Origin of the sequence: Aminobacter sp. DSM 101952 (genome assembly GCF_001424795.1) — a bacterium.
Lineage (GTDB): Bacteria > Pseudomonadota > Alphaproteobacteria > Rhizobiales > Rhizobiaceae > Aminobacter > Aminobacter aganoensis.
The window spans coordinates 65,062-75,737 of sequence record NZ_LMCL01000023.1; the positions used below are offsets into that span (position 1 = coordinate 65,062).

The following is a 10,676-nucleotide window of genomic DNA, read 5'->3' on the forward strand; positions in this document are numbered from 1 at the left end:
ATGCTTGCCTTTCTAAGACTGCAAGCCGTGCCAAGCCTGTAAACGCTGCGATCCTAAGAGGAGGCAGTCAATGGTATGCGAGGGCTGCTTGCCTGCTCGCAATGCTGGCATTGCCGCGCGATTGGCTGGCGCGATGCTGGCCTGCGGGCTCATCATGCTCCTGGCTGTCGGTTCCGTGCTGGCTGCCGACGGCGTCTCGGGTCGCCGCGCGGCACTCGTCATCGGCAATTCGGCCTATGAGCATCTGGCAAGGCTTCCGAACGCGACGAACGATGCCGACCGCATCCGCGACGTGCTGGAGCGGGCGAATTTCGAGGTCACGCTCGGCAAGGATCTCGACAAGAAGGGCCTCGAGGAAACCATTCTCGGTTTCCTCAGGACACTCAACGACGGCGACGTCGCGCTGTTCTACTACAGCGGCCATGCCGTGCAGGTCGGCGGCCACAACTTCATGCTGCCGGTCGATGCCACCCTGGCGACCTCCTACGATCTCGAGGTCCAGGCCTACAACATGTCGAGCCTGCTCGAATACATGCGCGAGACGTCGTCGCTGCAGATCGCGATCCTCGATGCCTGTCGCGACAATCCCTTCGCCAACAATTCCTATTATGTCGGCCAGGCCAAGGTCGCGGTCGAAGGCAAGAAGGGCCTCGCCTCGGTCGCCCCGCAAGACGGCACGTTGATCGTCTACTCGACCGCTCCCGACCGTGTGGCGCTCGACGGCACCCAGGGCCTCAGCCCCTTCACCGGCACCTTCGCCGAATATGCGCTCAAGCCGAATGTCGAGGTCAGGAAGCTGCTCAGCGACATCCGCGCCGAGGTCATCAAGCGCACCGACGGGCGCCAGACGCCGTGGGACGCCTCGAGCCTGACCTCATCCTTCTTCTTCGTTACGCGGCAGAACCTCTTGATCATAGAGGACATGCGTGAGGTACGCGTTCCACCGTCACCCAAGGAGGTGGCCCTGCGCATCTCGCCGCCCATCACCAGCGGCAATGCGGAACTGACGATCAGCTTCACCAAGCTGCCCGACCAGGGCACGCTCTGGCTGGGCGACCAGCAGCTCAGCCTCGACAGCAAGGTTTCAGCCGACCGCATCGAGGAGGTCATGTTCAAGCCGGCATCCGCCGACATGACCGGTGACGAAGTGCGTTACAGCGTCACCACCGACAGCGGCCGCAGCGCCAGCGGCATCGTCCGCGTCGTCGTCGATGCCCAGGCAGTCGCCCAGGCGCCGGTCAAGCCGGCCCTCACCATCCAGCAGGGCGACGAGCCCAAGCCGGCAGCACCCGAGCAGGCCAAGCCGATCCTCGTCGCCATGGCTTCCGACATCGGCACCGGCTTCGCCGCCATGCCCGAAGAAATCGTGCGCTCCAGCGCCCCGACCGGCTGGCTCCGCCTGGAGAAGCGCGATCCCGAGACCCAGGTGGCGGTCGACGGCCAGATCGTTTCCGAAGGCGACCTGATCAAGGCCGAGGACATCGCCAAGCTGCGCATTCGCCCCTCGCTCAAGCTGGTCAGTGCCTCGGACACGGACGTGCCGGTGGCCGAGACCGTCGCCATGGCGCCCCAGTCCGGCAAGGCCGACACCAGCACCGACAGCATGGAGGTCAAGCCGATCCCCCTGCCCGCCGACAAGACAGCCGCCCAGCCGCCGGTGCGCACGGTCGTGCTGATGCCCGCGGTCAAGACGGTCGCGCCTGCGCCGATCACCATCAACGTCGCCGTCTCGGTCAACGAATGCGACACGCTCGCCGCCGAACCGCTCGACGTGCAGGCGGTAGCCGACGGCAAGCTGCCCAACGACATCGACGTGCCGAAGGCGCTGGTTGCCTGCAAGGCCGCCGTCGACCAGCATCCCGAGGTGGCGCGGTTCAAGTATCAATACGCCCGCGCGCTCTATGCCGAAGGCAACTTCAAGGAAGCCCTGACCGAACTCAACGCCGCCAGCGACGCCGGCCACGTCCGCGCCAGCTACCTGCTTGGCAGGCTTTACCAGTTTGGCGCAGCGGTGGAGCGCGATCCCAAACGAGCCATCCCGCTTTTTGAAGCCGGTGCCAAGCGCGGTGATCCCTATTCGCAATATGCCCTGGGACGTGCTCTGGTTACGGGTCTCGGCATCAAGTCCGACATCGATAGTGGTATGGCAATGGTCGCGAGCGCGGCGGAATCTGGCCACACCTATGCGATGAACATGCTGGGTACCGAGTACCTGTCGGGTGAGCATGTCGCCAAGGACGAAGCTCGCGCCCTGAAGTTCATCACGGAATCCTCAGATCGCAACGACGTCTACGGCATGGTCTTGCTCGGCATTCTTTATCGCGATGGATCAGGCGTACAGAAGGACACCAAGCACGCTGCGGAACTGTTCGAAAAGGCACGCGCGATGGGACATCCCTACGCTGGTCGGTTGCTTGCGCGCCTTGCCCAGCGGGACAACACCTCCGATGCGGCAACAATTTCGAATTGGTACCGTGAGAGTGCTGAGAGGGGCGACGCATGGGGCGCCTTCTACGCTGCAGAGTTGCTGAAGGACAATCCGACACTGCAGAAGGATAGCGGCGAGATCGCCCGTCTCTACGCCCTGTCCGTTTCATTCAACTTCAAGGACGCCTCCGATCAGGCAAAGAAGGCATTGGGCGGCGTCGAAGCCCTGACGGTCGGCAAGGAAGTGCAACTTGCGCTCAAGCGCGCCGGCCAGGATGTCGGTGAAATTGATGGCCGGCTCGGACCGCGAACCCGCGAAGCCGCTAGCACCGTCCTTGGAACGGCCGCCCCCCGCAACTCGGGGGAATTGCTGGGAGATCTTCTGCACAAGGAATGGATCGAAACACGACCACGTCTGGACATGCTGGGCTCATAAAGGGGAGACGTTACATGCGATCGCATACCATCAGTCTTCTTATGGCGACCGTGCTTCTGCCGCTGAGCGGTTGTGGCTCCTTGATGAAGGTCGAGGAACAGGCAGCTGTTCAACCCGTGCAGCCAGTGCAGCCAGTGCAGGTCAAGAAGGCGGCTCCAGTGAAGAAGGTCGCGGTCGCGGCGCCGGCTCAGCCAAGAGTCGTCAAGAAGCCGATTGTTCCAGCGACTCCAAGCAGTGAACGCAGCGAGAAAAGCGACAGTGGTGGTGGCGATAGCGGAAGCCCGTGGTAGCGCAGTTCGCGTTTCCTGCCCCTACCCAAACTCGTAGCTGAACCCCTCGCCTGACGCGCCGACGGTGACGCGCGTCAGCTTCTCGCCGTCGAGCGAGCGGTTAAGCACGCCTCGGCTCAGTTCCGGCAGCAACGTGTTGGTCAGGATCGCATCGATCATGCGGCCGCCGGATTCGATCTCGGTGCAGCGCGCCTTGATCAGTTCCATCACGCCTTCGCCGATCACCAGTTCCGCGCCGTGGCTCGTCTGCAGGCGGCGCGCGATCTTGCCGAACTGGTGGCGGGTGATCGCCTCGATCATGTCGCCCGACAGCGGATAATAGGGAATTGTCACCACCCGGCCGATGAAGGCAGCGGGGAATACCTTGAGCAGCGGCGCGCGCAGGGCAGCATCGAGGTTTTCGACCTTCTCGCGCAGTTCGCCGCCCTTGGTCTTGGTCATGATGACCTCCGAGCCGACATTGGAGGTCAGCAGGATCAGCGTGTTCTTGAAGTCGATCCGCCTGCCCTCGCTGTCGTCCATCATGCCCTTGTCGAACACCTGGAAGAAGATCTCGTGCACGTCGGGATGGGCCTTCTCGACCTCGTCGAGCAGGATCACCGAATAGGGCCGACGCCGCACCGCCTCGGTCAGGATACCGCCCTTGCCGTAGCCGACATATCCCGGAGGCGCGCCCTTCAGCGTCGACACCGTGTGCGCTTCCTGGAACTCCGACATGTTGATCGAGATCAGGTTCTGTTCGCCGCCATAGAGCGTTTCGGCCAGCGCCAGCGCGGTCTCAGTCTTGCCGACGCCCGAGGGGCCGCAGAGCAGGAACACGCCGACCGGCTTCTCCGGTGCGCCGAGCCCTGCCCGGCTGGTCTGCACCCGCTTGGCGATCATCTCCATGGCGTGGTCCTGGCCGACCACCCGCTCGGACAGCGTCTGCGCCAGCCGCAGGGCCTTTTCCGTCTGGCTGGACAGCATGCGTCCGGTGGGGATGCCGGTCCAGTCCTGCACCACCGCGGCAACCGCATTGCGGTCGACAGACAGCAGGATCAGCGGCGTCTCGCCCTGCGCTTCGGCCAGCACCGCCATCAATTCCTTGAGCCGCGCCAGGTCGGCGGCAGGGTCGGCCGGTTCTTCCGTCGCGGCCTCGGGCTCCACGGGTTCGGCCTGCACCGCATCGTCATTGGCCGCCACCGGCTCGGCATCCGCCGCGGGCTGCTCCTCCGCACCCTGAGGCGCAACAGGATCGAGCGCCACGCCCTGGCCGCGCAGCCTGGCGCGCAGCTCGAGGATCTCGGCGACGACTTCCTTTTCCCGGTCCCACCGAGCTTGCGCGGCAGCCAGCGCCGTATCGGTCTCTCCAAGGCCCGTCTCGACGCGTGCCTTGCGCTCCTCGACATCGATGCCGATGGCCGCTTCCCGGCCGATGATGCCTTGCTCGACCTCCAGCGCCTGCCTGCGGCGCATCAGGTCCTCGACCTCGCCCGGCCGCGAATGCTGCGAGATGGCGACGCGCGCGCAAGCCGTGTCCAGCAGGCTGACCGCCTTGTCGGGCAACTGGCGCGCCGGGATGTAGCGATGCGACAGCTTCACCGCCGTCTCGATCGCCTCGTCGAGGATCTGCACCTGGTGGTGCTTTTCGAGAACCCCGGCCACGCCGCGCAGCATCAGGATCGCGGCGGCCTCGTCGGGTTCGTCGATCTTGACCACCTGGAAGCGCCGGGTCAGCGCCGGGTCCTTTTCGATGTGCTGCTTGTATTCGGCCCAGGTGGTGGCGGCGATGGTGCGCAATTCGCCGCGCGCCAGCGCCGGCTTCAGCAGGTTGGCCGCGTCGCCCGTGCCGGCGGCACCGCCCGCGCCGATCAGCGTGTGTGCCTCGTCGATGAACAGGATCACCGGCGTTTCCGAGGATTGCACCTCGTCGATGACGGCCTTCAGCCGTTTCTCGAACTCGCCCTTGACGCTGGCGCCCGCCTGCATCAGCCCGACATCGAGCATGCGCACGCTGACGCCCTCCAGCATCGGCGGCACGTCGCCTTCGGCGATGCGCAAGGCAAAGCCCTCCACCACCGCCGTCTTGCCGACGCCGGCCTCACCGGTCAGGATCGGGTTGTTCTGCCGCCGCCGCATCAGGATGTCGACGATCTGGCGGATCTCCGGGTCACGGCCGACCACCGCGTCGATCTTGCCGTCGCGCGCCCGCTGGGTCAGGTCGGTGGCGTATTTCGCCAGCGCCGACTCCCCGCCCGGCGCCATGCGGCGCGGCGCCGCGTCCGACGGTGCCGTTGCCGCCGTGCCAGACCCCTCCAGCGAGCCGTCGACCACGTCGGCGAAACGCGCGATCACCCCGTCCGCGTCGATCTTGTCGAATTCCGTGCTGATCTTCGACACCAGTCCTTCCAGCACCGGCACCTTCAGGCAGGCGAGCACGACGTGGGCGCTGCGCACCTCGTCGCTGCCGAATTCCAGCGTTGCCAGGTTCCAGGCCTCCTGGATGGCGTGGAAGATATGATCGGAAAACTCCTCGATGGAGGTTGCGCCATAAGGCAGCTTGTCGACGGCGCGTGTCATGTCGCCCGCCACGCGTGCCGCATCGACGCCGGCATCGGCCAGGATCATCTGTACGTCAGACCGATCCGAAAGCACCAGTTGTTCAATGAAATGAACAAGTTCGACGTAAGGGTTGCCACGCAGCTTTGCCGCATCTGCTGCCGCCTTGAAGGCCCGCAGGCAGGTGGGATTGAGCTTGCCGACCAGTTCCTTGCGCTTGAAGCCCTGGGACGACCTGCGCTGCTGCATGCCCTTGGGTTCCATGGAGTGTCTCCAATGCCCGGACTGCGTTCCCGATAACTTGCCACACAAACCGCAACTTGACAAAGCCGTGCTCGGCCCGGTCTGGCGGGCCTCGACGCGTGCTGCCCGAACGACCGTAACAATTCGCACGGCCTTGGTCACTAACGCTTAAGGGCTAGCTTCGTCCAACTTTGAGCGCTGCCTGAATTGTGCTAAACCAGAGCGGAGTGAAATACCGGCGACTTCCGTCCTTCAGTTTGGCGTGGGGGGGTGCGTGGTTGATCTTGCTCTCTGGCTCAACCCTTTAAACGGTGAAAACCCGTCGGGGGAAGATTTGCGCAACGATCCGCGCTTTCATGAGCTCGAGCGCCTCGCCGTCCCGCAATCCGATGTCGTCCACGACGAGCGCAACAGGCCCTCGGCAGAAGTCAGCATTCCCGTCGATTGGGATGTCGTTCTCGAAAAGGCCGACGAGCTGCGCAACCAGGGACGCGACCTGCGCCTGCTGACGCTGGTCACCCGCGCCTTGGCCAATGCCCGCGGACTCGCCGGGCTGGCCGAAGGGCTGATGCTGATCGCGCGGACCTTCGATGCCCATTGGGAAACCATGCACCCCGCCTTGCGGCCGAACGCGCCGCCGCGCGACGCAGCATTGCGCCGCGTCAATGCCGTGCTCGACCTTCAAAACGGCCAGGAAGGCCTGCTTGCCGATCTCAGGAAGACCGTCTTCTTCGCCCCCCGCGGTTTCGGCCCGATCTCGGGCCGGGAGCTTGAACAGGGGGCGCTTGACGACCGCGTCATGCTGCAGGAGGCAGCGCAGGGACTGAACAACACCGAGCGGGCAGCGCTCTCCGCAGTGCATGAGCAGCTGTTGACCAGGCTGCGCAGCGCCTGTGCCGCGCAGGCCGATCAGGCGAATGCGGCCATGGAGCAGCTGGTAGCCGACGCCCGCGCGGCGGGCGCAGCGCTTGCCGCCCTCGATGCGGCGCTCAACAAGCGCCTGGAGAGCACGGGGCCCGCCGTCCCGGACCTCAAGAAGTTTCTCGACAGGATGCTGACCACGCTCGAGCGTGGGTCGGCCGCGCGCCCGGCAGCCAATGGCTCGGCGAAGCCGGAGCTCACCCAGGCAACACCTGCTGCAGCGCAGCCCAACGGCCACGCGCCGGAACCCGTGGCCAACCATGCGGGACCGACCATGGCCCTCCCCGAACGCCTCACCTCGCGCGACGATGTCGTCAAATGCCTCGACCTCGTCGTGGCCTTCTACGACCGCACCGAGCCGTCGAGCCCGATCCCGCACCTCGCTCGGCGCGTGCGCCGCATGGTGCACATGGATTTCGTCGAGCTGATGGAAGATCTCGCCCCCTCCGGGCTCAAGGAGTTCCGGCTCCTCGCCGGCGTAACCGACAAGAAGACGCCTCAGAAGGATGAAAGGTAGCCAAGCATGCCAGCCGAAAGCAAAGCTAAGGTCATCGAGCGAAATCGCGCTCCGCGCGTGCAGATCGCCTATGACGTCGAGACCTACGGCAGCCCGACGACCATCGAACTGCCTTTCGTGATGGGCGTGATGGCCGATCTCGCCGGCTCGTCGCAGACCAAGGAGGCGCAGAAGACGGTGCTCGACCGCACCTTCGTCGAGACCGACGCCAACAGGTTCCCGCGCTTCATGGAAGCGCTGGGCCCCCGCGTGAAGGCGCGGGTCAAGAACACCCTGCCCCAGGCCGAGGGCGCGGAGCAGGACGAAGAGCTGGCGATCGACCTCACCTTCTCCAAGATGGGCGACTTCGCCCCCGACAAGATCGCCGAGCAGGTCCCCCAACTGGCCGAAATCCTCAAGATGCGCCGTCAGCTCGAAGAACTGCTCGGCTTCATGGACGGCCGCGCCGACGCTGAAAAGCGCATCGCCCAATTGCTGAACAACGAGCCGCTGCTCGGCCAGATCGCCAGTCAGGCGCTCTCCGACGGCGACAAGGTCGAGGAATAGAGCCATGGCCGAGCAGCAAAAGAGCCCAACGGTCGCCGAGGCGGAGGCCATCGACCTCGGTGAATTCAGCGACCTCCTGGAAAAGGACTTCAAGGTCAAGAAGGACGACAGCGAGAAGCTGCAGCAACTCGTCCGCAACCTCGCGCTTGCCGCGCAGGCGCGCTCGGAGACGACCACCATCTCGTCGAACGCCATCAAATCGATCAAGTCACTGATATCGGGCATCGACAAGATGCTGACCGTGCAGCTCAACGAGATCCTGCATGCGCCCGAAGTGCGCGAGATGGAAGGCACATGGCGCGGCCTCTGGTATCTCGTCAACAACACCGAGACCGACCAGAAGCTGAAGATCCGGGTGATGAACATCTCCAAGGAGCAGCTGGCCGACACGCTGGAAGACTATGAAGGCCAGATGTGGGACCAGAGCCCGGTCTTCAAGAAGGTCTACACCGACGAATATTCGATGTTCGGCGGCGAGCCCTTCGGCTGCCTGATCGGCGCCTACGAGTTCTCCAACCACCCGCGCGACGTCGGCCTGCTGCGCAACCTCTCGGGCGTCTGCGCCTCCGCGCACACGCCGTTCATCGCCGCGGCCTCGCCGCGCCTGTTCCGCATGGACAGCTGGCAGGAACTGCCCAACCCGCAGGACTTGCAGCAGATCGTCTCCAACCCGGCCTACGCCTCGTGGCAGTCGCTGCGCGAGAGCGAGGACGCCCGCTATATCGGTCTTGCCATGCCGCGCGTCCTGGCACGCCTCCCCTACGGCGCCGATACGGTGCCGGTGAAGGGCTTCGCCTTCGAGGAGGAGGTCCAGGGCGACCACCACAAATATGTCTGGATGAATGCCGCCTTCCCGATGGGCGTCAACATCAACCGCAGCCACAAGCTGTTCGGCTGGGGCACCCAGATCCGCGGCGTCGAGAATGGCGGCACGGTGATCAACCTGCCGGTGCACAGCTTCCCGACCGACGACGGTTCGGTGGCGATGAAATGCCCGACCGAAGTCGCCATCGACGACCGCCGCGAGGCCGAACTCGCCAAGCTCGGCCTGATGCCGATCCTGCACCGCAAGAACACCGATCTCGCCGCCTTCATCGGTGCCCATTCGCTGCAGGACGACGAGACCCGGGCAGGACGATTGGTCGATCCGGACGCGCAGTCCAACGAACGCCTCAGCGCCAATCTGCCCTACCTGTTCCCGGTGTCGCGTTTTGCCCACTATCTCAAGGCGATCGCGCGCGACAAGGTCGGCTCGTTCAAGGAACGCTCCGACATGCAGATATGGCTGACGGAGTGGATCAACCGCTACGTGCTGGCAAATCCCGCCTTCGCCGACGACAAGGCCCGCGCCAAGCGCCCGCTGGCCGCCGCCGAGGTCCAGGTCGACAGCGTCGAGGGCCGGCCGGGCTACTACAACGCCCGTTTCTACCTGCGCCCGCACTACCAGTTGGAAGGAATCAACGCGTCGCTCCGGCTCGTGTCGGAGCTGCCTTCGGTCAAGTCATGAACTGTCCAGTAACGGAGAGAGACAATGGCATCGGATGACGATCTCAGAAAATCGACCAAGATCGACGGCTTCCTGAAGGTTCCAGACATCAAGGGCCCGAGCACCCGCGACGGCCACGACGAAGAAATCGAGATATTCAACGTCGCCTTCAACATGGTTGCGCCATTCGATCCCAATTCGCTGTCGCGCAAGGGCCGCGTCGCCTTGGGCACCGTGAGCTGTTCCAAGGACGTCGACATGTCGTCGCCCTACCTTGCCAAGGCATGCCACGAAAACAAGCAGTTCGACGAGGTCGTGATCTCCTGCCGCCGGACGATCGACGGCGAGACCAGCGACTATTTCGTCGTCACCATGAAGGAGGCGTCCGTCGTGTCCTACGGCTTCGGTGCCTCCACGACCAACAGCGACACGCTCGAGGATTTCGTGCAGTTCGCCTACAAGACGATCGAGCTGGTCTACGACACCGACCATACCCAAGAGATGAGCGTTGCAACCGGCTTGTGAGGCCCCGCATAGACGCCCTGGTGCTGCATGATGAAGGCCAGTGGAGTTCAGCAAGCAAGGCGAGAGGCGTCGCAGCCGTCGCTATGGGACCGGCTGGTGAACGACCTGCCGGGCCTGAGCTCGGAAATCGAGGGCCTGCGCCAGTCGTTGGACAACGAACTTGGCAGCGAGCGTGTCGATGCATTGATCACCGGCAGCGCGCGGCTCATCGATTCCGACCTAGACCTGACCCCGGACCACAAGCAACGCCTGCACCGGCTCGTCTTCCAGAACCGCAACCGGGCAGAACTGGAAAGCCGGGGGATCGTCGTTTCCGCACGCGTGCTGCGCGAGGCGGTGCGCCGCGACATCGAGGCCCTCTTCAACACCGAGCGCTTCGAGGCCCTTCCGCTGCTTTCCGACGTCGAGGATGAGCAGGTCGCCGACAACCGCCTCAACCTCGCGGATTTTCCGGAGGTGCGCCGCAGCGTGGTCAATTACGGCGTGCCGTCCTTTTCCGGCCGTTCGTCGCGCGATTTCGACCGCGATTCACTGGCCCGCGAAATCAAGACCGTTCTCGGCAATTTCGAGCCGCGCCTGAAGGAAAGCGCGACCAAGGTGACCGTCACCCTCAACGACAAGAGCATGGGGCTGAAGATCGAAATCGACGGGGTCCTGATCATGACGCCGACGCCGGAACGACTGCGGCTTCGGACCACCATCAACCTCGACAACGGCTTGGCGCGGACCGAATACGGCGAGGCATAG

Annotated in this window: 7 protein-coding genes and 1 pseudogene; 7 read left to right on the plus strand and 1 reads right to left on the minus strand. The window is 64.4% G+C overall.

The window, feature by feature from the left end; all coding sequences use genetic code 11:
* The first annotated feature begins 88 nt into the window (after nt 1–88).
* Both ASC75_RS14435 and ASC75_RS26085 read left to right on the plus strand, forming a co-directional pair.
* On the plus strand, nt 89–2,863 hold the full coding sequence (locus ASC75_RS14435) for a caspase family protein (protein WP_162244931.1): 2,775 nt from the start codon (nt 89–91) through the stop codon (nt 2,861–2,863).
* A gap of 14 nt (nt 2,864–2,877) precedes the next feature.
* A complete protein-coding gene (locus ASC75_RS26085) occupies nt 2,878–3,153 on the plus strand; it encodes a hypothetical protein (RefSeq protein WP_156381267.1) in 276 nt (91 codons plus the stop codon).
* A 21-nt stretch (nt 3,154–3,174) separates the two neighbouring features.
* On the opposite strand, the gene tssH is transcribed toward ASC75_RS26085, so the two are convergent.
* Nucleotides 3,175–5,940: a type VI secretion system ATPase TssH gene (tssH, locus tag ASC75_RS14440; RefSeq protein ID WP_055977648.1), complete on the minus strand. Its 2,766-nt coding sequence runs from the start codon at nt 5,938–5,940 to the stop codon at nt 3,175–3,177.
* 268 nt (nt 5,941–6,208) lie between these two features.
* On the opposite strand from tssH, the gene tssA reads away from it, so the two are divergent.
* The 5 genes and pseudogenes from tssA to tssE all read left to right on the plus strand — a co-directional run bounded on the left by tssA (nt 6,209) and on the right by tssE (nt 10,676).
* Nucleotides 6,209–7,372 (plus strand): type VI secretion system protein TssA, encoded by a 1,164-nt coding sequence (gene tssA, locus ASC75_RS14445; RefSeq protein WP_055976585.1) that lies wholly within the window; start codon nt 6,209–6,211, stop codon nt 7,370–7,372.
* Between the two features lie 6 nt (nt 7,373–7,378).
* Nucleotides 7,379–7,918, plus strand: coding sequence for a type VI secretion system contractile sheath small subunit (gene tssB, locus ASC75_RS14450; RefSeq protein WP_055976588.1), 540 nt, complete (start codon nt 7,379–7,381; stop codon nt 7,916–7,918).
* A 4-nt stretch (nt 7,919–7,922) separates the two neighbouring features.
* Complete coding sequence (tssC, locus tag ASC75_RS14455) at nt 7,923–9,425, plus strand: type VI secretion system contractile sheath large subunit (RefSeq protein WP_055976591.1); 1,503 nt, start codon at nt 7,923–7,925, stop codon at nt 9,423–9,425.
* A gap of 24 nt (nt 9,426–9,449) precedes the next feature.
* Complete coding sequence (locus ASC75_RS14460) at nt 9,450–9,929, plus strand: type VI secretion system tube protein Hcp (protein ID WP_055976595.1); 480 nt, start codon at nt 9,450–9,452, stop codon at nt 9,927–9,929.
* Nucleotides 9,913–10,676: pseudogene (gene tssE, locus ASC75_RS14465) on the plus strand (type VI secretion system baseplate subunit TssE). The gene ASC75_RS14460 and the pseudogene tssE overlap by 17 nt, the downstream one beginning before the upstream one ends.